Source organism: Streptomyces canus (assembly GCF_030816965.1).
Taxonomy (GTDB): Bacteria; Actinomycetota; Actinomycetes; order Streptomycetales; family Streptomycetaceae; genus Streptomyces; species Streptomyces canus_E.
In genome coordinates this window covers 2,864,953-2,889,330 of the sequence record NZ_JAUSYQ010000002.1, presented here as the reverse complement: position 1 = coordinate 2,889,330, position 24,378 = coordinate 2,864,953, and the positions used below count along the sequence as shown (strand labels likewise).

Sequence of the window (24,378 nt, the reverse complement as noted above, 5' to 3'; positions counted from 1 at the left end):
GCCCATGACCTCTACCGACAGTGCTGCACAGAAGGCTCCCGCCAAGGACCCCTGGGACCTTCCCGACGTCTCCGGACTCGTCGTCGGCGTGCTCGGCGGGACCGGGCCGCAGGGCAAGGGCCTCGCCTACCGGCTCGCCCGCGCCGGGCAGAAGGTGATCATCGGCTCCCGGGCCGCCGACCGCGCACAGACCGCCGCCGACGAACTCGGGCACGGTGTCGAGGGCGCCGACAACGCCGAGACCGCGCGTCGCAGCGACATCGTGATCGTCGCCGTGCCGTGGGACGGCCACGGCAAGACGCTGGAGTCGCTGCGTGAGGAACTCGTCGGCAAGCTCGTCGTCGACTGCGTCAACCCGCTCGGTTTCGACAAGAAGGGCGCCTACGCGCTGAAGCCGGAGGAGGGCAGCGCCGCGGAACAGGCGGCGGCTCTTCTCCCGGACTCGCGGGTCACCGCCGCCTTCCACCATCTGTCGGCGGTGCTGCTCCAGGACCCGGAGGTCGAGGAGATCGACACCGACGTCATGGTGCTCGGCGAGGAGCGGGCGGACGTGGAGATCGTGCAGGCGCTGGCCGGCCGTATCCCCGGCATGCGCGGCATCTTCGCGGGCCGGCTGCGCAACGCCCACCAGGTGGAGTCGCTGGTCGCCAACCTGATCTCGGTCAACCGGCGGTACAAGGCGCACGCGGGGCTGCGGGTCACGGACGTGTGAGCCGATGGGGGACACTGGTCGGCGTAGCACAGCAGTGTCCCCCCGACAGGAGCCCATGGAAATGCCCCGCCTCGCCCTCTACGCCCTCGCCGTCTGCCTCCTCGCCGTCGCGGCGGCGGTCGTCTCGTTCACCCAGGGCAGCTGGCTGGGGATCGTGTGGGTGCTGCTGGCGGGGCTCTCGTCCAACATGTGCTGGTACTACGTCAAGCGCGGCAAGGCCGACGCCTACCAGAAGCGGTAGAGGCTCCAGCCGATCGACGCCTCCGCCTCGCTGACCCCGAGTCCGCTCAGGACCGTGTGGACCACGTCGAAGAACACGCCGTTGACCTGCGGCACCCACAGCAGGGCGAACACGAACAGCAGGCCGAACTGGGCGAAGGGCTCGATCTGGCGCTTGACGTCGTGCGAGAGCCAGGGCTCGATGACGCCGTAGCCGTCCAGGCCCGGGACGGGCAGGAAGTTCAGGATCGCGGCGGAGACCTGGAGCAGGGCGAGGAAGGCCAGCGCGAAGCGGAACTCCAGCGGTACGCCGTCGAGGGCGTCCAGCCAGAACGGGGCCGTGCAGGCGATCGCGAACAGGACGTTCGTGAGAGGGCCCGCCGCGGAGATCAGGCTGTGCCGCCAGCGGCCGCGGATCCTGTCGCGTTCGATGAACACCGCGCCGCCGGGCAGGCCGATGCCGCCCATGATGACGAAGATGACGGGGAGCACGATGCTGAGCAGGGCATGGGTGTACTTCAGCGGGTTCAGCGTGAGGTAGCCCTTGGCGCCGATCGAGATGTCGCCGCTGTGCAGGGCGGTACGTGCGTGTGCGTACTCGTGCAGACAGAGGGACACGATCCAGGCGCCGGTCACGAACAGGAAGACGGCGATCTCCGTCCGCTCGGCGAATCCGGTCCAGGTGGCCCAGCCGGTCACCGCCGTGACGGCGACGATCCCGAGGAAGACGGGGCTGACCCTCCGGTCGCTGTGGCGGGTGGTGGCGGTGGTCATGGGGCTCCCTGGACTGGACACGCGCGCGGTGGGACGGCCCGACGGTACCGGGCACAGGTGAAAACGTCTTGGGGTGGGGCGGAGGTTCCGTGGAAGGGTGGGGACATGGGGCTGTGGCACGTGTTCTACGCGGACTGGCAGATGGAGTGTTGCGGTACGCCGTTCTCGGTGGGGGAGGAGGTGCGCTGGCCGCTGCTGTTCCATGCCGCCGACGACGTCCTCGGAGGCGGCTGGCAGGACCAGCTCACCGGGCTCGCCGGCCCGGTGGAACAGGGCGCCGAGCGGGTGCTGCGGGACAGGAACGGCCTGGTCGTCGGGGTCGGGGAGAGCGCTGCGGCACCGGGCGGCTCGGACCGGCTCGTCGGACTGCTCACGGTCGAGACACACGGGGGCCGACTGCCCGAGGTTCGCGGGCGGGTGCGGTGCGTGCAGGTCGTGACACAGGAGTACGGCGAGACGGAGCCGGGTTCGAGGACCTGGGAGCCGGTGCCGGGGCGCCGGTCGCTGCGGTCGGTGGACGCGAGCCCGAAGTGGTTCGCCGGCGGCGGGGGCGCGCGGTCCGAGGCGGGGCTCGTGGTCACCCTGGAGGTCCCGGACACGGACTCGGAGCTGTCGCACACCGTCCGCAGGACCCGTGGCATTCCGCCCGGCTCGCCGCCCGGCACGGAGACCGAGGGCCTGCCGGCCGGCGAGCTGGCCGAGCTGCTGGCGGGGCTGAGCAGGGCGGGAGTCCGCGGTGGTGGGGGCGCGGGCCGCGCTCACCGCAACTCCCTTGGGGTACGGGGCTGTATCGATGTGCCGCTACCGCCGCACGGGCGCGACCAGCCACGATCCACCCGCGGCCGCCCGACAACCCGACCCGGCCCATCCATCCATCCGACGGCGACCGATCCGTCAAGACCGTTCCTGGACAGCGAGCGGGAGTGAGTCCACGCACTGGCACGCCCACGGAACCCCGTGACCGGCCCCGACCACACCGGAGACAATGGACCCGTGCGCTATCGCATCCTCGGCACCACCCAGGCACTCCGGCCCGACGGCACGTCCGTCCCGCTCGGCGGCACGCGTCTGCGCGCGCTGCTGACCGTGCTCGCTCTGCGGCCCGGCCGTACCGTCCCCGTGAGCCTCCTCGTGGACGAGGTGTGGGGTGACGACCCGCCGGCCGACGCCACGGGCGCGCTGCAGGCGCTGGTCGGGCGGCTCAGGCGCGCGCTCGGGGCGGACGCCGTCGCCTCGGTGGCGGGCGGCTACCGGCTGACGGCGGGGCCGGACGACATCGACCTGCACCGTTTCGAGCGGCTCGCCGGTGACGGCATACGGGCGTTGGCCGACGGTGACCCCGCGAAGGCGGCCGTGGTCCTGGACGACGCCCTCGCTCTGTGGCGGGGTCCGGCCCTGGCCGATCTGCCCGACCGTACGGCCGAGGCGGCGCGCGCGGAGGCCCGCCGTCTGGACGCCCTGCGCGCCCGCCACACCGCCGCGCTCGCCCTCGGCCACGCCGACCAGTCCCTCCCCGAACTGACCGCCCTCTGCGACACCCATCCCCTCGACGAACCCCTCCAGTCCCTCCGTCTGCGCGCCCTGCGCGACACGGGCCGCACGGCGGAGGCACTGGCCGCGTACGAGTCCGTACGGCAACTGCTCGCGGACCAGTTGGGAGCGGACCCGGGGCCCGAACTGCGGACGCTGCACGCCGAGTTGCTGCGGCCGGAGCCGTCCACCGCGGGCGGCCAGGGCGGCCAGGGTGGAAAAGACGGCCGGGTCTCCGGCGTCGGCTTCGGGCGGAGCAGGGCGACCGGGTTCGGTCCGGTGGACGATCGCGGATCCGCCGCCGACCCCGCTCCTCCGGCCGCGGCCCCCACCCCGCCCTCCGGCAACCTCCGTGCCCGTCTCACCTCTTTCGTCGGCCGGGAAGCCGACATCGAGGCCATCCGCGAGGACCTCGCGGCCGCGCGGCTCGTCACGCTGCTCGGGCCGGGCGGGGCCGGGAAGACGCGGCTTTCGCAGGAGGCCGCCGAGGCCGTGGGGGACGTGGTGCGGGACGGGGTGTGGCTGGCCGAGCTCGCGCCGGTCGACGACCCGGACGCCGTGCCCGAGGCCGTGCTCACCGCCGTCGGTGCCCGCGAGACCGTGTTGTACGGCGCCGGTGCCGAGGCGATGCGTGCCGCCGGGAGCGAGCGGCTCGACGACCCCGTCGAGCGGCTCGCCGAGCACTGCGGCCGGCGCAGCATGCTGCTGATCCTCGACAACTGCGAGCACCTGGTCGACGCGGCCGCCCGTCTGACGGAGACGCTCCTGGAGCGCTGCCCCGGGCTGACCGTCCTGGCCACCAGCCGTGAACCGCTCGGCGTACCGGGGGAGTTGCTGCGGCCCGTGGAGCCCCTGCCCGAGCCGGTCGCGCTGCGGCTGCTCGCCGACCGGGGGGCCGCGGCCCGGCCCGGATTCCGGGTCGACGCCGACGAGGGGACCGCGGCGGCCTGCGCGGAGATCTGCCGGCGCCTCGACGGGCTGCCCCTCGGTATCGAGCTCGCCGCCGCCCGGCTACGGATGCTGACGCCACGTCAGATAGCCGACCGGCTCGACGACCGCTTCCGGCTGCTCACCTCCGGCAGTCGTACCGTGCTGCCCCGCCAGCAGACCCTGCGGGCCGTCGTCGACTGGTCGTGGGACCTGCTCGGCGGCGAGGAACGGGACGTCCTGCGGCGGCTGTCGGTGTTCGCCGGCGGCTGTGATCTCGCCGCCGCCGAGGCCGTGTGCGGGCCCGCCGCACTGGACGCGCTCGGCTCGCTCGTCGACAAGTCCCTTGTGGTGGCCGCTCCTTCGGGGGACGGCGAGATGCGCTACCGGCTCCTGGAGACCGTCGCCGAATACGCCGGCGAGCGGCTCGACGAGACGGACGGCTCGCGCGCCGAGGCCGAGCGCGCGCATCTGGCGTACTATCGCGAACTCGCGCGCACCACCGACCCGTTGTTGCGCGGTCCCCGCCAACTCGTCGCCATCGAGCGCCTGGAGCGTGAGTACGAGAACCTCCGCACCGCCCTGCGCCGGGCCGTCGCCGACCGCGACGAGCAGGAGGGGCTGTGCCTGGTGCTGTCGCTGGCCTGGTACTGGCAGATGCGTGACCTGCGCATCGAGGCCCGCAACTGGTCCCGCGAGGTCCAGGGCCTCGGCCCCGACCCCTTCACCGAGCCGGTCCGCCCAGCCGCGCCGGTGTGGGAGCGCTGTACGGACACTCCGCCGCCATGGACCGGCGAGGTTCTGGAAGAGGCCCGGCGCGGTGCGCACCTCGTCCATCTCGCCTGCATGGACACCGAGTTGGACGCCTGGCAGACCCAGCACGCGCAGGCGAAGCTGCGGGCCATCGCCGCCACCTACGAGCCCGGCATGGCACAGACCTGCCGTATGCCGGGTTCCCTGTGGTTCTTCGCCATCATGCTCACCGGGGACATGGAGCGGCTGCGGAAGGTCATCCAGGCGACCGTCGACACCTGCCGGGCCACCCCGGGCTACGAGTGGGAGCTCGCCGCGGCCCTCCAGTGGCGGGCCAACCTGCTCGCCAACCGCTCCGACTGGGCCGGCGACGCCATCCAGGACGCCGAGGAGGCACTGGAGATCTACGAGCGGCTCGGCGATCTGTGGGGCACCGCCGAGGCGCTCTCCGCACGTGCCGAAGCCCATGAGCGCAAGGGTGAATGGCGTGCGGCCGCGGCCGACTACGAGCGGGCGATCGAGCGGGCCGAACAACTCGGCGCCCGGGCCCAGAAGTCCGTGCTCAACGCCCGGCTGGGCAGCGTGCTGCTGGAGACCGGGGAGGCCGAGCGCGGCGAACTGCTGCTGCGTGAGGTGATCGCCGACCAGGACGGCGCCCGCAACGAGGCGATGCCGGCCGCCCGGATGTTCCTCGCCGGCCGGCTCGGCCTGACCGGCCGGATTCCCGAGGCGCGCGAACAACTCCGGCTGCTGCGCCAGCAGTTCGGCATCGCTCACTTCGTCATCTTCGACGCCTTCATCCTGGGCTCGGAGGCCTGGCTGGAGGCCGTGGACGGCTGCTACGAGAAGTGTCTGACCCTGGCGCGCCGGGCGCTGGAGAAGTCCGAGGACCCGCTCGCCCAGACCATCGCCCCGCACATGCGCACCATGTACCTGCACACCGCCGGGCTCGCCCTCGCCGGGGCCGACGGTGGCGCCCGCGCCCGCGACGGCGCCCGCTGCCTCGGGGTCGGGGACGCGCTGCTGCCGCCCAGCCACTTCCCGACGTCCGTCGAGCGCGTCGTGCGCGGCAGGGCCGAGCAGGAACTGCGCGCGGTGCTCGGCGACGCGGCCTACGAGTCGGCGTACGCCGAGGGCGACGGCCTCTCCCCGCAGGAGGCCGCCGCCCTGGTGTGACGCGCACCGACGCCGTACGTCAGTTCTTCGTGCGGAACTTGTGGATGGCGTACGGTGCCGCCACCGCCGTGATCGCCGCCGACCAGCCGAGCGTGACCCAGAGGTCGTGCGCGACGGGGCCGCCCACCATCAGTCCACGGGCCGCGTCGGCGAGCGCGGACAGCGGGTTGTAGTCGGTGAAGTGCTGGAGCCAGCCCGGCATCGAGTTCGTCGGCGCGAAGATCGACGAGCCGAACTGGAGCGGGAACAGCACCAGGAAGCCCATCGCCTGCACGGACTGCGCGTTCTTCAGGATCACGCCCAGGGTGAGGAACACCCACATGATCGAGGAGGCGAACACGGCGGACAGACCGACCGCCGCGAACAGCCCGCCCCAGTGGTGGATGTCGAAGCCCACCAGGACGGCGACGATCATCAGCACGGTGGTCGCGAACAGCATCCGCAGCAGTTCCACCGAGATCTTCGCGAACAGGACCGAGCCGCGCCCGATGGGCAGGGACCGAAAACGGTCCATGACACCGGAGTTGAAGTCCTGGCTGAAGCCGGTGCCGACGCCCTGGGACAGGGTCATGCTCATCATCGCGATCATGCCCGGGATGACGTACTGGACGTAGCCGTCCTGTCCGCCGCCCAGGGCCTGCCCGATCGAGCCGCCGAAGACGTAGACGAACAGCAGGGTGAAGACGACCGGCATCAGGATGGCGTCGAACATCGACTCCGGGTCCTGCCGGATCCACAGCAGGTTGCGGCGGACGAGGGCGCCGGTGTGCCGGAGGTGCCCGCGCAGCGGTATCCGGGCGTCGGCGTCGATCGTGGTGGCGGTTGCGGCGCTCATACGGCGACCTCCTCGCGGGTGTCGGTGGGGACGGTGTCCTGCGGGGCACTGGCGCGGTGGCCGGTGAGGGACAGGAACACCTCGTCCAGGCTGGGCAGTTCGGTGGTGATGGAGGAGAGGGTGATGCCACGCGCGGTGACCGCGCCGACCACGGCGGTCAGCTGCTCGTCGCTGAGGATCGGGACGATGACGGTGCCGCTGTCGGTGTCCAGGGTGCTGGTGGCGAGCCCGGTGATGCCGAGCTCGTCGATCCAGCCGGCGAGCGGCTGCAGCTGCAGCGGATCGACGGGCCGTACCCGCAGCGAGCGTCCGCCGACCTTGGCCTTGAGCTCCTCGATGGCGCCGTCGGCGATGACCTTGCCGTGGTCCACCACGGTCAGCTCGGAGGCGAGCTGCTCGGCCTCCTCCATGTACTGGGTGGTCAGCAGGACGGTGACGCCGTCCCCGACCATCCGCTTGACCTCGTCCCACACCTCGTTGCGGGTGCGCGGGTCGAGACCGGTGGTCGGCTCGTCCAGGAAGAGCACCTGGGGCCGGCCGATCATCGAGGCGGCGAGGTCGAGCCGGCGCCGCATACCGCCGGAGTAGGTGCTCGCCGGCCGCTTCGCCGCGTCCGTGAGCGAGAAGCGCTCCAGCAGTTCGTCGGCCCGGGTGCGGGCCTCCTTGCGGGGCAGGTCGAGCAGCCGCCCGATCATGTAGAGGTTCTCCCAGCCCGGCAGTTTCTCGTCCACCGAGGCGTACTGCCCGGTGAGCCCGATGACCCGCCGCAGCTGACGGGGCTGCCGTACGGCGTCGTACCCGGCGACGGTGGCCTGCCCGGCGTCCGGGGAGAGGAGGGTGGACAGAATGCGTACGAGGGTGGTCTTGCCGGCGCCGTTCGGCCCGAGCACACCCATCACGGTGCCCTCGCGCACGTCCAGGTCGACGCCGTCCAGCGCCTTGGTCTCGCCGTAGTGCTTGACCAGCCCCCGCACGGAAACGGCGGAGTCCCCGCTCTTGGGGTTCTTGTCGATTCGCGTCATACCGAGGACGGTGCCAGCCCCCACCGACAAACCACCGACAGGCCGCCTACACGGACCTACAGGTTGCCGACAGAGCAAAAAAGAGGGGCACCCGGCGTTCACCCGGGCGCCCCTTCTCGTCGTACGACCGCTCAGTACCGTACGGCTTCCGCCTGCTCCGGCAGATGGGTCGCGACCACACGCTCCCGCCCGGGCGACACGTCCACGCGCCGCCGGTCCACGACCGCGGCTACCGCGGCGACCCCGAGGCCGAGCACGGCCAGGGCCGCCCCCGTCAGTGCCGGGGACGTCGCACCGAGACCCGCGGCCAGGGCGAGGCCGCCGATCCAGGCGCCGCCCGCGTTGGCCAGGTTGAAGGCGGCCTGGTTGGCGGAGGAGGCCAGGGAGGGGGCCGCAGAGGCCTTCTCCATGACCATCAGCTGGAGCGGGGAGCCGGTCACGAAGGCCGCCGTGCCCAGCAGCACGACCGCCGCCGCCGCGCTCCACGGCGTCGACATCAGCACCGGGAACAGGGCCAGGACCACGACCAGCGAGGTCAGACCGCCGAACAGGGTGCCGCGCAGCGAGTGGTCGGCGAGCCGTCCGCCGAGCAGATTGCCCGCCGTCGCGCCCACGCCGAACAGCGCGAGCAGCAGCGTCACGCTGGAGTCGGCATAACCGGCGGAGTCCGTGAGCATCGGCGTGATGTAGCTGTACGCGGCGAACAGCGCGCCGAAGCCCGCGACCGTCGTGCCGAGCGCGAGCCAGACCGGCACCGACTTCAGTGCGACCAGTTCGCGGCGCAGGCCCACCGCGGGGGCGTGCGCGTGGTCGTGCGGGATGAGGAGCGCCAGGGAGGCTATCGCCGCCAGGCCGATCGCGCTGACGCCGAGGAAGGTCGCCCGCCAGCCCAGGTGCTGGCCCATGAGCGTGGCGACGGGTACGCCCGCGATGTTGGCGAGGGTCAGGCCGAGGAACATCAGGGACACCGAGCGGGCCTTGCGCTCCGGCGCCACCATGCCGGTGGCGACGACCGCGCCCACCCCGAAGAAGGCACCGTGCGGCAGACCGCTCAGGAAGCGGGCCGCGAGCAGCCAGTGTTCGCCGGGGGCGAGGGCGGAGAGCGCGTTGCCGGCCACGAACAGGCCCATCAGGCCGATGAGGACCGTGCGGCGGGACATCCGGGCGGTGACGGCGGCGAGCAGCGGGGCGCCGATCACCACGCCCAGCGCGTACGCCGAGACCAGATGACCGGCGGTCGGGATCGAGATTCCAAGGTCGCTTGCGACGTCGGGCAGCAGGCCCATCATCACGAATTCGGTGGTGCCGAGACCAAAAGCGCCGACGGCCAGTGCGAGCAGGGCCAAGGGCATGAAGAGCCGAGCCTTTCAGGGGAGAGCGGAGTTCCGTACCAGTTTATGTTCAAGTACGGAACAAATGCTCCCGGGCCCGGTATTCCAGGGGCTTCCGGCCGGGTTACGACGAGGTGGCGAGGTTCACACGAGCCGCCACCGGCAGATGGTCGCTGCCGGTGGCGGGCAGCGCCCACGAGCTCACCGGCTCCACGCCCTGCACCATGATCTGGTCGATCCGTGCCATCGGGAACGACGCCGGCCAGCTGAACCCGAAGCCGCTGCCCGCCGCGCCCTGCGTGGAGCGCATCTGGGAGGTGACGGCGTTGAGCGCGCGGTCGTTCATCGTGCCGTTGAGGTCGCCGAGCAGGATCTTGCGGGGGAGCTTCTCGTCGGCGATGGCCTCGCCCAGCGCGTCGGCGCTCTTGTCGCGCTGCCGGGCGGTGAACCCGGCCTCCATCTTCACCCGCACGGACGGCAGATGGGCGACGTAGACCGCCACCTGCCCGTCCGGGGCGGCCACCGTGGCCCGCATGGCCCGGGTCCAGCCCAGCTTGATGTCGACGGCCTTCACGCCGGTCAGCGGGTACTTGCTCCACAGTCCCACGGTGCCCTCGACCGCGTGGTACTTGTACGTCGACTTCAGCGCCTTCTCGTACACCGGCACCGCCGAGACCGTCAGCTCCTCCAGGGCGACCACGTCCGCACCGGAGGCGGCCACGTCCCGGGCGGTGCCGGACGGATCGGGGTTGTCGGCGTTGACGTTGTGGGTGGCCACCGTGAGGTCGCCGCCGGTGGCGGACTTGTCGGAGAGCAGCCCGCCGAAGAGGTTCAGCCATACGGCCGCCGGGAGCAGTACCGCGATCAGCGCGGTCGCGGACCTGCGGAGGAAGCCGGACAGGAGCAGCACCGGGACGAACAGGCCCAGCCACGGCAGGAAGGTCTCGATGAGACTGCCGAGGTTGCCGATGGCATTCGGGATCTGCGCGTGCAGCAGCATCACCAGGGCGATGAGCACCGCGAGGGCGGTCAGGACGGCACCGCGGCGCCAGATCCCCCGGTCACCGCGCCAGCCGGAGCCCAGCCGTCCGAGCAGGCGCCGGAACCGGACTCTCCGGCGCTCGGGTCCCGAGCCGCCTTCCGCCGTTTCCGTCACGTACGCCTGCTGCGCCATACCGTCGCCTCACTACCTGCCGTGCACGCCGTTCGCCCTGTTGCCGTGGGGTCTCAGACACCCCATAAGACCCTAGGGGATGATCGGCTTTCATCTCGTCGTCCCATGACGACCGTACGGGGGCGATGACGTACAAGTCGCCTTCCCGAGTTCCCTGTCCCGGCGGGGAAAGCGCCGTCTGTGACGAAACGCGCACATGGGCGCCGCGGGGTCCGGACGGACTCTAGGAACTGACGGGGCGTAGGCCTTCGAGGACGGTGTCGACGATCTGTTCCGAGAGGCCCTCCGGCAGCGCGGCGTTGGGCTGCATGATGGTGCGGAAGAGCATGGGACCGATGAACAGGTCGTTGACCAGCTCGACGTCGATGTCCGTGCGGAGTTCGCCGTTGGCCTGCCCCCGGCGCAGGATGGCGACCTGCTTGAGGCGCCGGGGCGCGATGACGATCGCGTGGTAGGCGTCCCACACCTTCGGGCTGCTCTTCATCTGGGCGAAGACACTGTGCAGCAGCGCCGAGGAACGGGTCATCAGCCCGCGCTGTCGCAACTGCTCGAGCAGCGCCACGAGATCGTCGCGCATCGAGGTGCCGGGCAGTTCCGCGTCCGGGGGCTCGGCGGTGCGCACGACGTCGACGAAGAGCTCCTCCTTGCCGTTCCAGCGGCGGTAGATGGTGGCCTTGCCGACGCCTGCGGTACGGGCGATGCGCTCGATGGACAGTTCGGCGAGCGGCACGCCGTCCTCGAGCAGCTTGATGACGGCCTCAATGATGGACCGCTCCACGGCCTCACTGCGGGGCCGGCCCCGTACGGGCCCCGTCTGCCTGCGCTGACTCTCGGCGAGGCCGCTCACGTCGCTTGGTCCTCTCTGTGGGATGAGGATGATTCTCCCTGCCCTGCGGCGGCGCGGAGGGGCCGGGTTCGGCCACCGGCCCGCGCCGCTGTCCGGCCCGTCACCTTCCTCGGGCCGCGGGCCCTGGGGCGTTGCGCCGGTCGCCGCGACCGGTGTCCGGCTTCCTGACTCCCGGCTTCCGCCCGGTCGGCGTCGTCTCGTCCAGTGCCTGCCGTCCGGTCTCCGCCCGGTTGGGGCCGGCTTCGCCGCCGGGCCCGGGTGGCTGCTGTCCGGTCTCCGTCCGACCGGGTTGCCGTGTTCGGTGGTTGCGGTTCGGCTTTCGGTCGGGTCGGGGCCGGTTCGCCTGGGTGGCTGCTGTCTTCGGCGCCGGGCCCCGGTGGCCGCCGTCCTGCCTCGGCCCGGCCCGGTCACCTCGCTCGGCTCACTCGCTCGCGGGTACCAACTCCTCTTCCTCTCGTCCGTGCTGAGGTTCTGTCGGCCGACCCGGCAGGAACAGGGCCACCACGAGGGCGCCGACCAGGGCCACGCCCGCTCCGCACAGCGCGGTGACGTGCATGGCGTGCAGGAAGGCGTCGTTGGCCGGGCCGACCAGGGCGTCGCCTCGGGGGCCGAGCTTCGCGGCGACGCCGAGGGTGGCCTCGATGGACTCGCCCGCGGTGTGCCGTACGCCTGCCGGAACCAGTCCGAGATGGGACTCGATGCTGTTGCGGTAGGCCGTGGAGAGCACCGAGCCGAGGACGGCGATGCCGAGTGCGCCGCCGACCTGCCGGAAGGTGTTGCTGAGCGCGGACGCGGAGCCGGCCTTCTCGCGCGGCAGGGCCTGCATGATGACGACGCTGGTCGGCGTCATGATGTGCGCCATGCCGGTGCCCATGAGGAAGAAGATCACCTCAAGGAGCCAGATCGGCGTGTCCGCCTCCAGCCCGGCGAACGCGACCAGCATCGCGGCGATCAGCAACATGCCCCCCGTGGTCGTCGCCCGGTTGCCGAAGCGGTCGACGACGAGCCGGGCGCGCGCGGCGCGAAGATCAGCTGCGCGGCGGCCAGCGGCAGCATCAGCAGACCGGTCTGCAGCGGCGAGTAGCCCCGCACGCTCTGGGTGTAGAAGACCGAGAAGAAGGTCACGCCCATCAGCGCGAAGAACACCAGCCCTATGGCGCCGATCGCGGCCGAGAAGACCTTGTTCTTGAAGTAGGTGACATCGATCGACGGATGGTCGCTGCGCTTCTCGAACACCACGAAGACGACGAGCACGGCGAGACCGGCGCCGATGGTGGCCAGCACGGTCGCGTCCGTGAAGTCGGCGAGCTGACCGCCCTTGATGATGCCGTAGACGAGCAGGACCAGGCCGATGACCGACAGCACGACACCGACGGGGTCGAGCCGGCCGGGGTTCGGGTCACGGGAGTCGGGCACCAGCCACAGCATCAGCCCGAGGGCGAGCACCACGATCGGCACGTTGATGAGGAAGACGGAGCCCCACCAGAAGTGGTCGAGGAGCACACCGCCGGTGATCGGCCCGATGGCGATGGCGAGTCCGACGCCACCCGCCCAGATGCCGATGGCCTTGGGCTGCTCCTCGCGCTCGAAGACGTTCATCAGGACGGCGAGCGTGGCCGGCATGACGAAGGCCGCGCCGAGGCCCATCAGCGCGCGGAAGGTGATCAGCTGGACCGGCGATCCGGAGAAGGCGGCGAGGGCGGAGCCGGCGCCGAACACGACCAGGCCGCCCAGCAGCACCTTCTTGCGGCCGAGCCGGTCGCCGAGCAGGCCCGCGGTGAACAGGAGACCCGCGAAGACCAGGGTGTAGGCGTTGATCGCCCACTCCAGCTCGCTCTGGGTGGCGCCCAGGCCGGTCGGCGCGGGAGTCGAGATCGTCTTGATCGCGACGTTCAGGATCGAGTTGTCGAGCACCACGATCAGCAGGCTCAGCATCAGCACGCCGAGAATCGCCCAGCGGCGCCGGTGCACCGCTTCCGGTACCCGTGAGTGAGGGACTGCGGTAGTCATGCGATCGAGCGTAGCGCCATTACGATACGGGACCGTCTCGTATCGTAAGTCTTTGCCGAGATCTTACGTGCCTGAACGGTCACATCCACCACCCCTGGCCCTGCCCGGCACGAGGTGCCACCATGGAGGTGATCCGGGGACGCCGTGAGGGCGCCTCGAGATGACGTAAGGAGCCGTTGCAATGACGCAGCTTTCGGCTGCCCACAACAAGCCCTCCGACGGCAGCAAGGCGCTGTACGGGGGGAAGGGCACCCGCCGCATCACTGTTCGGGACATCGCCCTCGCCAAGGAGCGCGGCGAGAAGTGGCCCATGCTCACCGCCTACGACGCGATGACCGCGTCCGTCTTCGACGAGGCCGGCATCCCGGTCATGCTCGTCGGTGACTCGGCGGGCAACTGCCATCTCGGGTACGAGACCACCGTGCCCGTCACGATGGACGAGATGACCATGCTGTCGGCGGCCGTCGTACGGGGCACCTCGCGCGCGCTGATCGTCGGTGACCTGCCCTTCGGTTCATACCAGGAGGGACCGGTGCAGGCGCTGCGCTCGGCGACCCGGCTGGTCAAGGAGGCCGGCGTCGGCGCCGTGAAGCTCGAGGGCGGCGAGCGCTCCCACGAGCAGATCCGGCTGCTCGTGGAGTCCGGCATCCCGGTCATGGCCCACATCGGTCTGACCCCCCAGTCCGTCAACGCCATGGGCTACCGCGTCCAGGGCCGCGGCGAGGAGGCCGCCCAGCAGCTGCTGCGCGACGCGAAGGCCGTCCAGGACGCGGGCGCGTTCGCCGTCGTCCTGGAGCTGGTCCCGGCGGAGCTCGCGGCCGAGGTCACCCGGGTCCTGCACATCCCGACGGTCGGTATCGGCGCGGGCCCCGAGACCGACGCGCAGGTCCTCGTCTGGACCGACATGCTGGGCCTCACCGGCGGCCGTGTGCCGAAGTTCGTGAAGCAGTACGCCAACCTGCGCGAGGTCATGGGCAACGCCGTGAAGGCCTTCGCGGAGGACGTCGTCGGCGGCACGTTCCCGCTGGAGGAGCACTCCGTCCACTAGAGCCACAGCGGCACCACAGCGCCCCGCCGATCTTCCCCCGTCGGCGGGGCGCTCCGCGTCCAGGACAGGAACTGACCTGTTGCGCTCCTGACGTCGTGGTCGTCGACAGCCGACAGCCGACAGCCGCGAAGGAGCCGACATGCCCGAGCGGACCAGCGCCGCGCCCGAGGGCTACACCACCGTCGCGCCCGGGGTCGTCACCGACGACACGGCTCGATCGGCCACGGCGAGATCCGGATCGGCGACATCCTGGCCTTCGACCGGCGCGCGGACTGGCCTGTCATGCCTGGCCTGTTGCGGGCGTTCGTCCAGGACGCGGACGCGACGTTCTCCCGGGCGGTCGCGGCCGGCGCCGGGGTCGTCACGTCCCTGGCGGACAGCGCCTTCGGGCAGCGCACGGTCAGGACGGACTGAACTCCGGAGCCGCCCAATTCCACCGGCCTGGATGACCGGGCGGGAGAGTGGGTGCAGCGGCGCACGGGTCAGGACGGACGGCTGTACTCCGGAGCTGCCCAACTTCACCGGCCTGGATGACCGGGCGGGGGAGTGGGTGCAGCGGCGCACGGGTCAGGACAGACGGCTGAACTCCGGAGCTGCCCGACTCCACCGGCCTGGATGACCGGGCGGGGGAGTGGGCGCAGCGGCGCACCGGTCAGGACGGACGGCTGAACTTCAGGCTCGCCCGCCCCCACCGGCCTGGTCGAACCGCTCCAGATCCCGCAGCCAGGCCCCCGCCGAACTGTCCGACGGCGCCCGCCAGTCACCGCGGGGCGACAGCGAACCGCCGGCCGAGACCTTCGGCCCGTTGGGCATCGCCGACCGCTTGAACTGCGCGAACGCGAAGAAGCGCTTGCAGAACACCTCCAGCCACCGCCGGATCTCGGGCAGGTCGTACGTCCCGCGCTTGGCCTCGGGGAAGCCCGGAGGCCAGGCACCGGCATCGACGTCGTGCCAGGCGTGCCAGGCGAGGAAGGCGATCTTCGACGGCCGGAAGCCGTAGCGCAGCACATGGAAGAGCGTGAAGTCGTGCAGCGCGTACGGGCCGATCTTGGACTCGGTCGACTGCATCTCCTCACCCGGTACGAGCTCCGGGCTGATCTCGGTGTCGAGGATCGCGGCGAGGATGTCGCCGGTCTCCGCGTCGAACTGTTCACTGCTGATGACCCAGCGGATCAGATGCTGGATCAGCGTCTTCGGCACACCGGAGTTGACGTTGTAGTGGCTCATCTGGTCGCCCACGCCGTACGTGGACCAGCCGAGCGCCAGCTCGGAGAGGTCGCCGGTGCCGAGCACGATGCCACCGCGCTGGTTGGCCAGCCGGAACAGGTAGTCGGTGCGCAGGCCCGCCTGGACGTTCTCGAAGGTGACGTCGTAGACCGGCTCGCCGGAGGCGAAGGGGTGGCCCATCTCCTGGAGCATCAGCCGTGCGGTCGGCGTGATGTCCAGCTCGGCCGCGGTGACGCCGAGGGCCCGCATCAGCTTGTGGGCGTTGCCCTTGGTGTGGTCGCTGGTGGCGAAACCGGGCAGCGTCCAGGCCAGGATGTCGCTGCGCGGGCGGCCCGCGCGGTCCATCGCGCGGGCGGCGACGATCAGCGCGTGCGTGGAGTCGAGGCCGCCGGACACCCCGATGACGACCTTCGGGCCGCCGATCGCCGCGAGCCGCTGCTGGAGGCCCGCGACCTGGATGTTGTAGGCCTCGTAGCAGTCCTGGGCGAGCCGTTCGGCGTCGGCCGGCACGAACGGGAAGCGCTCCAGGCGGCGCTTGAGGCCCAGGTCGCCCGACGGCGGGTCGAGCTCGAACGACACCGTCCGGAAGTCACCGGTCCGCCCCCGATGAGTACGCCGGTTCTCGTCGAACGTGCCCATCCGCATCCGCTCCTGCCGCAGCAGGTCCAGGTCCACGTCGGCCACCGCGTACTCGTCGCCGAGCGGGAACCGTGTCGTCTCGGCCAGCAGCACGCCGTTCTCGTAGACCATGGCCTGGCCGTCCCAGGACAGGTCGGTGGTCGACTCGCCGAGACCGGCCGCCGCGTACACGTAGGCGGCGAGGCAGCGGGAGGACGCGGAGCGGCACAGCAGCTTGCGGTCCTCGGCCCGCCCGACCGTGATCGGGCTGCCGGAGAGGTTGACCAGGACGGTCGCACCGGCGAGGGCCGCCTCCGCGCTGGGCGGCACCGGCACCCACATGTCCTCGCAGATCTCCGCGTGCAGCACGAGTCCGGGGACGTCCTCGGCGGCGAACAGCAGGTCCACGCCGAACGGCACGCTCCCGCCGCCGAGCCGGATCGACCCGCCGCGCTCGTCGGCGCCGTCGCCGATCTGCCGACGCTCGTAGAACTCCCGGTAGTTCGGCGGGTACGACTTCGGTACGACACCGAGGACCCGGCCGCGGTGCACGATCACCGCGCAGTTGTAGACCCGGTTGCGGTGGCGCAGCGGAGCGCCGACGACCAGCACCGGGAGCAGGTCGGCCGACCCGGCCACCACCTCCGCGAGCGCCGCCTCGACCTCGTCGAGCAGCGCGTCCTGGAGCAGCAGGTCCTCGATGGAGTAGCCGCACAGCCCCATCTCCGGGAAGACGGCGACGGCGACCCCCTCGTCGCCGCACTGGCGCGCGTGCCGCAGAACCGCTTCGGCGTTGGCGGGCGGATCCGCGATGACGGTGTGACCCGTACACGCCGCGACGCGTGCGAACCCGTGCTGATAGATCGACCAGAAGTTCAAGGCAGACACGCGATCAGTGTAATCGTCAGAGCGACGCGATAGGGGAGGGGGCCTCCGCGGTGCAGGACGGTCTGCTCGAAGCCATGTCTGGGTGATGGCCGGGCAATGATCCTTGGATGCCCCTTGCCGGATTGTCATGACCTTGCCTTCAATGAGCGGCATGACCGGCATGAGCGGCACGCGAGACGACGGCCCGGGCCGTGCGGCGGGATGGGGCTGGTTCCTGGCCTGGCTCCTGGTGGGAGCGTGCGGAGGCGTCGGCCTCGCGGCGATCCTGACGGTGGGCGCGGCCTTCGTCGTACTCGCCGCGGTGGCCGCGGTGTTCCTGCTCCGCAGGGGACCTGGACGTGCTGTCGTGGGCGGCGTCTCGGGAGTGGCTCTGCCGCTGTTCTACCTCGCGTACCTGAACCGGGGCGGTCCGGGGCAGGTGTGCCACGCGGTGCCGGGCGGGCAGGCCTGCACCGACGAGTACACGCCTGTTCCGTTCCTCGTCGCCGGGGCGCTCGTGCTGGTGGCGGGTTGCGTGATCCACGTGATGAGCGGCCGCCGCGGGCGGGCGGGCCGCGTGTCGGGAAACTAGCCGGGCGGGACATGCGCGAGGGCCCGGCCCCGAAGGTTCTCACCTTCGGGACCGGGCCCCTGTGGACGCGCGTCCGGATCAGTTCCGGCCGAACGACTGCACGTAACCGTTCGCGGGCGTGCCCACGCCGGTGACGTCGTCGTATCCCTTCACCGCGGACAGCGAGCTGTCCTTGCCGAGGCTGCGGACCGAGACGGTCAGACCACCGCTGGCGTCATAGCCGTTGACGAAGTCGGTGCGGGCCACCGCGAGTCCGGACCCCGTGGGGTTGTCCGTGACGTCGTGGAAGGCCTTCGAGCCGTACTTCGCGTAGATCGACGGGTTGGCGAACCCGATCGCCTTGCCGCCCCGCGCCTGCTGGGCGAGCGCCTGCACGGCCGCGATCACCGGCGAGGCCAGCGACGTGCCGCCGATGCGGTACTCGCTGTACTGCTGCGAGCCGTCGGGGAAGGTCTGCGTCTGCCCCACCAGGAAACCGGTGTTCGGGTCGGCGATCGCGGAGATGTCCGGAACGACACGGTTGCCCGCGGCGTTGTTGGCCGTGGCGAGCGCGTCCGGGACGACACCCTTCTGGTAGAAGGGCTCGGCGACCGTCTTGCTGGTGCCGCCGCCCGCACCGGAGGTGAACGCGCCGGGGAAGTTGGTCCAGCTCTTGCCGTCCGCGGACAGCAGGGCCTTCTCGGTGCCCCAGCCGGTTTCCCACAGGTACTTGTCGCCCTTGCCGACGGCGAGGGAGGTACCGCCGACCGCCGTCACCCACGCCGAGTTGGCCGGGGTGTCGACCTGCTTCGTCCCGGTGTTGGCGACCTCGTCGCCGTTGTCACCGGAGGAGAAGTAGAAGCCGATGCCCTCGACCGCGCCGAACTGGAAGACCTGGTCGTAGGCGGCCGCGAGATCCGGCGTCTGGTTGGCCTCGATGTCGCCCCACGAGTTGGAGACGATGTCGGCCAGGTGGTTGTCGACGACCTTGCTGAGCGAGTCGAGCAGATCGTCGTCGTAGCAGGACGCGGCACCCACGTACGTGATGTTCGCGTCCGGCGCGACCGCGTGCACGGCCTCGACGTCGAGGGTCTCCTCGCCGTACCAGCCGGCCGCCCCGCACTCCTCGGTCTTGGTGTAGTTCTTGGGCAGGACCTGCTTCAGCTGGCCGCTGGTGTAGGCGGCGTCGCCGTTCTTCTTCGCGTAAGTGGCCGCGTCGAAGGCGATGGTCGGGGAGGCGTAGGCGTCGGTGATGGCGACGCGCACTCCCTTGCCGGTGTACGTGCCCGCGCCGTAGGCGGCGCGCAGCTGCTTGCCCGTGTAGCCCTTGATCGCGTACGGGACCTTCGAGCCGTAGGCCGCGGGCAGCGTGCTCGCGGTGTTCGAGCCGTAGTACGAGGAGAACGGCCCGGCGTTCTTGAACACGGCGTCCGGCGGCGGCAGTTGGTCCTTGCTGCTCGCCTTGTGCGGCGCGTTGTCCAGGCCCGTGACGGTCAGGACGGCACCGTCGAGGGCGGCCGGCGCGGAGGCGGCCTTGGCCGGGGCGTGGTAGGTCTTCGAGCCCTTGGTGTAGTTGTGCAGCTGGGTCCCGAAGGCCTTCTCGACGGCGGCCACGTCACCGCTGACGGCGACGTAGTGCTCGGTCACGTCCGTGACCTTCAGTCCGGCGGACGTCAGCCAGGACTTGACGGCTGCGACCTGGGCGGCGGTGGCGCCGAAACGCTGCTTCGCCTGCTGTGCGCTCAGGTACTTGCCGTACGACGCCGAGCTCGGGTCGGCCACGGCCTTCGCGTAGGCGGCGAGCCCGGTGGCGTTCTTGCCGGCCAGGTAGACCCGGGCGGAGACCTTGGAACTGTCCGAGGTGGCGCCCTTGTCGGCCTTGGCCGTGGCCCACGCGGGCTTGGTCCCGGCCAGCGTGTCCCGGTTCGGGGTGTCCGCGGCGTGCGCCGCGGGTATACCGAGCGCCAGCGCGCCCGCGAGCATCGGCAGTGTCGCCGCCATGCTCACTCCGGCGCGCACCTTGGCGCGATTGGATCTCATGGAACCCCCTGTGCGGTTCGTCGCGAGTGATCACTCGACCGTCGTCACTCTTTCGATGAACCGTTCATGCCAGGGGAATGCGAGTACCAAGAAGAGCCCAATTAACCTAATGACAAAGCCATTTGGGGACCAAGACGCTGCGAAGACCGAGGGATAACCCTCTGCGACCCTCTAGGAACGCGCTTTCGCGCCCCGCTCCTTCAACATGCCCGCCATCAGGTCGATCTCCGACTGCTGCGCGTCGACCATCCCCTGCGCGAGCCGCTTCTCCACACCGACCGTGCACCGCTCGACACAGCCCTTCGCCATGTGGATGCCGCCCTTGTGATGGTCCGTCATCAACTGCAGATAGAAGATCTCGGCCTGCTTGCCGTTCAGCGTGCCCAGCTTCTTCATCTCGCTGTCGGTCGCCATGCCCGGCATCAGCGAACCCTCGCCCGCCGACGGCATGTCACCCATGTCCATCCACGTCATCGGCGGATCCGCCGACACCTTCGGCAGCTCCCACAGGTCCAGCCAGCCCAGCAGCATCCCGCGCTGGTTGGCCTGCGTCTGCGCGATGTCGTAGGCGAGCCGCCGCACCTCGACGTCCTTGGTGTGGTCGCGCACGATGTACGACATCTCGACGGCCTGCTGGTGGTGTACGGCCATGTCACGCGCGAAACCGGCGTCCGCGGACCCGGCGGACGGGGTCTCGGCCGAGCCGCCGTCCTCGGCCACGGCGTAGGTGATCGCGCCGGCCGCGACGAGCACGCCCGCCACGGCCACGGCCACCCCCGCGAACCTCACTGCGACAGACCGCTCGTGCACGCCGCGCCCGGCTCGGGCGTCTGCGCGCCCTGCACGAACTTCTCGAAGAACTTGCCGACGTTCGGGTCGTTCGCCCCCGTCACCGTCCGCTGGTGGCCCCACGCCGACAGCATGATCGGGTCCTTCTGCTTGTCGTCGGGGCTCATCAGCGTGTACGGCGTCTTCTTCACCTTCGCCGCGAGCGCCTCGACATCGGACTTCTTGGCCTTGTCGGTGTACGTCACCCAGACCGCGCCGTGCTCCAGCGAGTGCACGGCGTTCATGTTGTTGAGCGCCTTGGTGTAGACGTCGCCGTTGCAGTTCATCCAGACCTGGTTGTGGTCACCGCCGACCGGGGGCTCCATCGGGTAGTCCACCGTCTTGGCGACATGGTTGCGGCCCAGCGTGCCCTTCCAGGTCTTCACACCGTCCGAGCCCGTGACGAAGTGACCCTTCCCCTTGCCGTCGGCCGCCGTGCTGTCGTCGGACTGCGACTGCACCAGCACGATGCCGCCGACGACCAGACCGGCGACGACGACCACGCTCGCGGCGATCGTGAGGATCCTGTTGCGGCGCTCTCTGGCCTGTTCGGCGCGCCGCATCTCCTCTATGCGCGCCTTGCGTGCCGAGGCGGTGCTCTTCTTGGCGGAACCCATGAGGTGTGTCCTTCTGGGGGAAAGGGGCGGGTCGGATGGTGACGATCGGTCTGCTGATCGTAGTGGGGCGGGGGTGACTTCTCGCAGGGAGCCCACAGGAAACCCCGGGCGCGCGGTGAGACGGGAAGGGCCGGGCATTACGTATGACGGTCCGAGCAGGCAAGATGGGCGGCAGAGCAGTACATCCGCCGCATGCGAGGCGTTCACTCCCGGGTCGCCGGGACGATCAAGGTCGGCAACGCGCACGAAATGCTGTTGTGGTGTGATGCTCAGGTGCCCGACCGCCTCCTGCGGGACACGGAGACAGGCGGCCTGACCAGCAAGGATGGGGAAGCGGAAGATGGACAAGCAGCAGGAGTTCGTGCTCCGGACATTGGAGGAACGCGACATCCGGTTCGTACGTCTGTGGTTCACGGACGTGCTGGGCTTCCTCAAGTCCGTGGCCGTGGCCCCGGCGGAGCTGGAGCAGGCCTTCGACGAGGGAATCGGTTTCGACGGCTCCGCGATCGAGGGCTTCGCCCGTGTATACGAGTCCGACATGATCGCCAAGCCGGACCCGTCGACCTTCCAGGTCCTTCCGTGGCGGGCCGAGGCCCCCGGTACGGCCCGGATGTTCTGCGACATCCTCATGCCGGACGGCTCCCCGTCCTTCGCGGACCCCAGGTATGTGCTGAAGCGCGCCCTGGCCCGTACCTCCGACCTGGGCTTCACGTTCTACACCCACCCGGAGATCGAGTTCTTCCTGCTGAAGGACCGCCCGCTGGACGGCTCGCGCCCGACCCCGGCCGACAACTCCGGCTACTTCGACCACACCCCCCAGAACATCGGCATGGACTTCCGCCGCCAGGCGATCACCATGCTGGAGTCGATGGGCATCTCGGTCGAGTTCTCGCACCACGAGGGCGCCCCGGGCCAGCAGGAGATCGACCTCCGGTACGCCGACGCGCTCTCCACGGCGGACAACATCATGACGTTCCGCCTGGTCATGAAGCAGGTGGCGCTGGAGCAGGGCGTCCAGGCGACCTTCATGCCGAAGCCGTTCTCCGAGCACCCCGGCAGCGGCATGCACACGCACCTCTCCCTCTTCGAGGGCGACCGCAACGCGTTCTACGAGTCGGGCGCGGAGTACCAGCTCTCCAAGGTCGGCCGCTCCTTCATCGCGGGCCTGCTCAAGCACGCGGCGGAGATCGCGGCGGTCACCAACCAGTGGGTGAACTCGTACAAGCGCATCTGGGGCGGCTCGGAGCGCACCGCCGGCGCCGGCGGCGAGGCCCCCTCCTACATCTGCTGGGGCCACAACAACCGCTCCGCCCTGGTCCGCGTCCCGATGTACAAGCCCGGCAAGACCGGCTCGGCCCGTATCGAGGTCCGTTCCATCGACTCCGGCGCCAACCCGTATCTGGCGTACGCCCTGCTCCTGGCCGCCGGCCTCAAGGGCGTCGAGGAGGGCTACGAGCTCCCGCCGGGCGCCGAGGACGACGTCTGGGCCCTCTCCAACTCCGAGCGCCGCGCCATGGGCATCGAGCCCCTGCCCCAGAACCTGGGCGAGGCCCTCACCCTGATGGAGCGCAGCGACCTGGTGGCCGAGACCCTGGGCGAGCACGTCTTCGACTTCTTCCTGCGCAACAAGCGGCAGGAGTGGGAGGAGTACCGCTCCGAGGTGACGGCGTTCGAGCTGCGGAAGAACCTGCCGGTGCTGTAAACGCAGGTCAGGGCGGGTTTTCCGCTGATCGACCGAGTGAGGCCGACGGTCACGGACCGTCGGCCTCACTGCGTCACTGGTCCTGGGCAGTCCCTGGGCCGTCCGGTGTCGGACGCCGCGACTCTGGCCGGGACTTCCGCCTGACGCTCACACTCTCCGTCACGGGCACTCTCCGGATCGCCGTGACCGACACCCGGGGCGAACACCGCCCGTACGCCCCCCGACGCGATGCCCTGGACGCAGAGTCGGGGTCCTCGTAGCGGCGTACGCCGACTGTGGGGCGTAGACGACGGACCCGCCCCCTGCAAAACGATCTGGGCGGAACTCGATCTCGCCCCCGGTGACGCTGTCGCGCGCCTACAGGTCGTCGGGCAGGAGCCGGAACGCCGGGTGTGCGGTGAGCGGATGGATGGCTCGAAAGTCCTTCCGGTCCAGAGTGAGGACAGCGTCAGTGGCGTACTCCCGTGCCAAGACGGTGATGACCGAGTCGGTCAGATCCAGCGCGAGGTCCCGGTACCGGCCTTGGACGAGCCGGGCGTCCGCGAGGACATCCGCACTGGCGTCGCCGAGGAGGTAGCGCCCGGTCCGCGCTTGCGCAATGAGCTGGTCCATGACCTGCCCGGCGGCGTCCTTGTTGAACCGGCCGCTGAGCAGGTGGTCGAGTTCGGCGAGTACGAGCTGCGGGATGACGAGCAGGCCCGCTGTGTCCATGACCTGGCGAGCTGCTTTGTGTTCGGGGCAACTGCGATCGACGGAGGCGATGATGCCCGAGGTGCCGGCGATGGCGATCACCTATGAGGCCCGACTCCAGTCGCCGAAACCGGTGTCCCGCAGTATGTCGTCGGACCGCTCCGCGAAGGAGGGGTCCCCGCTGTCGAGGACAGGGAGACCTGCGGGTTCGTCCCACGCGCGGTTGCGTGCGATCGCGAGACGGACGCCCTCGCGGATCAGCTCGGCCTCACTGATTCCTTTGCGGGAGGCGGTGGCTTTGAGGTTGCGGAGATCTTCGTCCTCAAGGTAGACCGTCGTGCGTTTCAGACTCATGGGCTATATGGTACGCCTGCCATACATTGCCGCTCGGCGTACGAGTTCCACACCGTGGCGGTTCACGTCTCATCCCTTGGAAGCGTGTTCTGAAGCGCCTCAGTGTCCGTGTCGACGGTGACCTCGGGCTGGTCAGGGACGCCCGGCCCGGCTGGGCGTGTCGGAGTCCAGATTGATCCGCGAGGGCATCCGCCGTAGCGCCCTGGCCCGTCGTGTCCGGGACGAGGCGTTCGGGGCCGTCGACCAGGGGCGATCGAGGAGGGCTACGAGCTCCCGCCGGGCGCCGAGGACGACGTCTGGGCCCTCTCCAACTCCGAGCGCCGCGCCATGGGCATCGAGCCCCTGCCCCAGAACCTGGGCGAGCACGTCTTCGACTTCTTCCTGCGCAACAAGCGGCAGGAGTGGAAGGAGTACCGCTCCGAGGTGACCGCCTTCGAGCTGCGGAAGAACCTGCCGGTGCTGTAGGGGTTTCCTGCCGAAGGGGGCGCGGGGGACCGTGCCCCCTT

19 protein-coding genes and 3 pseudogenes are annotated in these 24,378 nt (G+C 70.5%); 9 read left to right on the top strand and 13 right to left on the bottom strand.

The annotated features are described in order from the left end of the window. Nucleotides 1–4: 4 nt before the first annotated feature. Both npdG and QF027_RS14250 read left to right on the top strand, forming a co-directional pair. Nucleotides 5–712 carry an NADPH-dependent F420 reductase gene (gene npdG, locus QF027_RS14255; RefSeq protein WP_307074847.1) on the top strand — a complete coding sequence of 236 codons (708 nt, stop codon included), beginning with the start codon at nt 5–7 and terminating at the stop codon, nt 710–712. A gap of 4 nt (nt 713–716) precedes the next feature. Continuing rightward, a complete protein-coding gene (locus QF027_RS14250) occupies nt 717–953 on the top strand; it encodes a hypothetical protein (protein ID WP_307074843.1) in 237 nt (78 codons plus the stop codon). Here the strand turns inward: QF027_RS14250 and QF027_RS14245 are convergent. Next, nucleotides 938–1,705: a site-2 protease family protein gene (locus QF027_RS14245; RefSeq protein ID WP_307074841.1), complete on the bottom strand. Its 768-nt coding sequence runs from the start codon at nt 1,703–1,705 to the stop codon at nt 938–940. The two genes, QF027_RS14250 and QF027_RS14245, sit on opposite strands and share 16 nt — an antisense overlap. Nucleotides 1,706–1,810: 105 nt before the next feature. On the opposite strand from QF027_RS14245, the gene QF027_RS14240 reads away from it, so the two are divergent. Both QF027_RS14240 and QF027_RS14235 read left to right on the top strand, forming a co-directional pair. Beyond that, nucleotides 1,811–2,632 (top strand): DUF6578 domain-containing protein, encoded by an 822-nt coding sequence (locus tag QF027_RS14240; RefSeq protein ID WP_307074839.1) that lies wholly within the window; start codon nt 1,811–1,813, stop codon nt 2,630–2,632. Between the two features lie 66 nt (nt 2,633–2,698). Beyond that, entirely contained in the window at nt 2,699–6,091 is a 3,393-nt protein-coding gene (locus tag QF027_RS14235; protein WP_307074837.1) for an AfsR/SARP family transcriptional regulator, read from the top strand. A gap of 19 nt (nt 6,092–6,110) precedes the next feature. On the opposite strand, the gene QF027_RS14230 is transcribed toward QF027_RS14235, so the two are convergent. The 6 genes and pseudogenes from QF027_RS14230 to QF027_RS14205 form a co-directional block, all read right to left on the bottom strand. Continuing rightward, nucleotides 6,111–6,926: an ABC transporter permease gene (locus QF027_RS14230; protein ID WP_306982390.1), complete on the bottom strand. Its 816-nt coding sequence runs from the start codon at nt 6,924–6,926 to the stop codon at nt 6,111–6,113. Then, on the bottom strand, nt 6,923–7,948 hold the full coding sequence (locus tag QF027_RS14225) for an ATP-binding cassette domain-containing protein (RefSeq protein ID WP_306982392.1): 1,026 nt from the start codon (nt 7,946–7,948) through the stop codon (nt 6,923–6,925). The genes QF027_RS14230 and QF027_RS14225 overlap by 4 nt, the downstream gene beginning before the upstream one ends. Before the next feature lie 131 nt (nt 7,949–8,079). Further along, nucleotides 8,080–9,300 carry an MFS transporter gene (locus QF027_RS14220; protein ID WP_307074835.1) on the bottom strand — a complete coding sequence of 407 codons (1,221 nt, stop codon included), beginning with the start codon at nt 9,298–9,300 and terminating at the stop codon, nt 8,080–8,082. Between the two features lie 103 nt (nt 9,301–9,403). Next, nucleotides 9,404–10,453: an endonuclease/exonuclease/phosphatase family protein gene (locus QF027_RS14215; protein ID WP_307074833.1), complete on the bottom strand. Its 1,050-nt coding sequence runs from the start codon at nt 10,451–10,453 to the stop codon at nt 9,404–9,406. A 223-nt stretch (nt 10,454–10,676) separates the two neighbouring features. After that, complete coding sequence (locus tag QF027_RS14210) at nt 10,677–11,300, bottom strand: TetR/AcrR family transcriptional regulator (protein ID WP_306982398.1); 624 nt, start codon at nt 11,298–11,300, stop codon at nt 10,677–10,679. Between the two features lie 421 nt (nt 11,301–11,721). Continuing rightward, nucleotides 11,722–13,310, bottom strand: a pseudogene (locus tag QF027_RS14205) (MFS transporter). A gap of 181 nt (nt 13,311–13,491) precedes the next feature. Here QF027_RS14205 and panB point away from each other — a divergent pair. Beyond that, complete coding sequence (gene panB, locus QF027_RS14200; RefSeq protein WP_306982402.1) at nt 13,492–14,358, top strand: 3-methyl-2-oxobutanoate hydroxymethyltransferase; 867 nt, start codon at nt 13,492–13,494, stop codon at nt 14,356–14,358. 139 nt (nt 14,359–14,497) lie between these two features. Continuing rightward, nucleotides 14,498–14,754, top strand: a pseudogene (locus tag QF027_RS14195) (VOC family protein); the annotation flags it as partial. A 276-nt stretch (nt 14,755–15,030) separates the two neighbouring features. On the opposite strand, the gene QF027_RS14190 reads toward QF027_RS14195, so the two are convergent. Then, nucleotides 15,031–17,091, bottom strand: a complete 2,061-nt coding sequence (locus QF027_RS14190) for an NAD(+) synthase (RefSeq protein ID WP_307074830.1) — start codon at nt 17,089–17,091, stop codon at nt 15,031–15,033. Nucleotides 17,092–17,233: 142 nt separating this feature from the next. Between QF027_RS14190 and QF027_RS14185 the strand changes: the two genes are divergently transcribed. Then, nucleotides 17,234–17,662, top strand: a complete 429-nt coding sequence (locus tag QF027_RS14185; protein ID WP_307074828.1) for a hypothetical protein — start codon at nt 17,234–17,236, stop codon at nt 17,660–17,662. A 78-nt stretch (nt 17,663–17,740) separates the two neighbouring features. On the opposite strand, the gene QF027_RS14180 is transcribed toward QF027_RS14185, so the two are convergent. The 3 genes from QF027_RS14180 to QF027_RS14170 form a co-directional block, all read right to left on the bottom strand. Next, nucleotides 17,741–19,681 (bottom strand): S53 family peptidase, encoded by a 1,941-nt coding sequence (locus QF027_RS14180; protein WP_307074826.1) that lies wholly within the window; start codon nt 19,679–19,681, stop codon nt 17,741–17,743. A 171-nt stretch (nt 19,682–19,852) separates the two neighbouring features. After that, entirely contained in the window at nt 19,853–20,455 is a 603-nt protein-coding gene (locus QF027_RS14175; protein ID WP_306982414.1) for a DUF305 domain-containing protein, read from the bottom strand. Nucleotides 20,456–20,466: 11 nt separating this feature from the next. Beyond that, nucleotides 20,467–21,126: a DUF3105 domain-containing protein gene (locus tag QF027_RS14170; RefSeq protein WP_306982417.1), complete on the bottom strand. Its 660-nt coding sequence runs from the start codon at nt 21,124–21,126 to the stop codon at nt 20,467–20,469. Nucleotides 21,127–21,466: 340 nt separating this feature from the next. Here QF027_RS14170 and glnA point away from each other — a divergent pair, with 340 nt between their 5' ends. After that, entirely contained in the window at nt 21,467–22,828 is a 1,362-nt protein-coding gene (gene glnA / locus QF027_RS14165; RefSeq protein WP_057611816.1) for a type I glutamate--ammonia ligase, read from the top strand. Between the two features lie 357 nt (nt 22,829–23,185). On the opposite strand, the gene QF027_RS14160 is transcribed toward glnA, so the two are convergent. Beyond that, the gene (locus QF027_RS14160; protein WP_307074824.1) at nt 23,186–23,620 is read right to left on the bottom strand and encodes a type II toxin-antitoxin system VapC family toxin; all 435 of its coding nucleotides are present in this window, start codon (nt 23,618–23,620) and stop codon (nt 23,186–23,188) included. Continuing rightward, complete coding sequence (locus QF027_RS14155; protein ID WP_306982423.1) at nt 23,621–23,872, bottom strand: ribbon-helix-helix domain-containing protein; 252 nt, start codon at nt 23,870–23,872, stop codon at nt 23,621–23,623. A gap of 252 nt (nt 23,873–24,124) precedes the next feature. Between QF027_RS14155 and QF027_RS14150 the strand changes: the two are divergent. Further along, nucleotides 24,125–24,337, top strand: a pseudogene (locus QF027_RS14150) (glutamine synthetase); the annotation flags it as partial. Nucleotides 24,338–24,378: the final 41 nt, after the last annotated feature.

What these genes read in the sequence shown, in the direction of transcription:
- QF027_RS14185 (WP_307074828.1), top strand. Translation starts at nt 17,234, where the DNA reads ATGAGCGGCATGACCGGCATGAGCGGCACGCGAGACGACGGCCCGGGC.
- QF027_RS14225 (WP_306982392.1), bottom strand. Translation starts at nt 7,948, where the DNA reads ATGACGCGAATCGACAAGAACCCCAAGAGCGGGGACTCCGCCGTTTCC.
- glnA (WP_057611816.1), top strand. Translation starts at nt 21,467, where the DNA reads ATGGACAAGCAGCAGGAGTTCGTGCTCCGGACATTGGAGGAACGCGAC.
- npdG (WP_307074847.1), top strand. Translation starts at nt 5, where the DNA reads ATGACCTCTACCGACAGTGCTGCACAGAAGGCTCCCGCCAAGGACCCC.
- QF027_RS14215 (WP_307074833.1), bottom strand. Translation starts at nt 10,453, where the DNA reads ATGGCGCAGCAGGCGTACGTGACGGAAACGGCGGAAGGCGGCTCGGGA.
- panB (WP_306982402.1), top strand. Translation starts at nt 13,492, where the DNA reads ATGACGCAGCTTTCGGCTGCCCACAACAAGCCCTCCGACGGCAGCAAG.
- QF027_RS14220 (WP_307074835.1), bottom strand. Translation starts at nt 9,300, where the DNA reads ATGCCCTTGGCCCTGCTCGCACTGGCCGTCGGCGCTTTTGGTCTCGGC.
- QF027_RS14250 (WP_307074843.1), top strand. Translation starts at nt 717, where the DNA reads ATGGGGGACACTGGTCGGCGTAGCACAGCAGTGTCCCCCCGACAGGAG.
- QF027_RS14155 (WP_306982423.1), bottom strand. Translation starts at nt 23,872, where the DNA reads ATGAGTCTGAAACGCACGACGGTCTACCTTGAGGACGAAGATCTCCGC.
- QF027_RS14240 (WP_307074839.1), top strand. Translation starts at nt 1,811, where the DNA reads ATGGGGCTGTGGCACGTGTTCTACGCGGACTGGCAGATGGAGTGTTGC.
- QF027_RS14245 (WP_307074841.1), bottom strand. Translation starts at nt 1,705, where the DNA reads ATGACCACCGCCACCACCCGCCACAGCGACCGGAGGGTCAGCCCCGTC.
- QF027_RS14230 (WP_306982390.1), bottom strand. Translation starts at nt 6,926, where the DNA reads ATGAGCGCCGCAACCGCCACCACGATCGACGCCGACGCCCGGATACCG.
- QF027_RS14180 (WP_307074826.1), bottom strand. Translation starts at nt 19,681, where the DNA reads ATGAGATCCAATCGCGCCAAGGTGCGCGCCGGAGTGAGCATGGCGGCG.
- QF027_RS14170 (WP_306982417.1), bottom strand. Translation starts at nt 21,126, where the DNA reads ATGGGTTCCGCCAAGAAGAGCACCGCCTCGGCACGCAAGGCGCGCATA.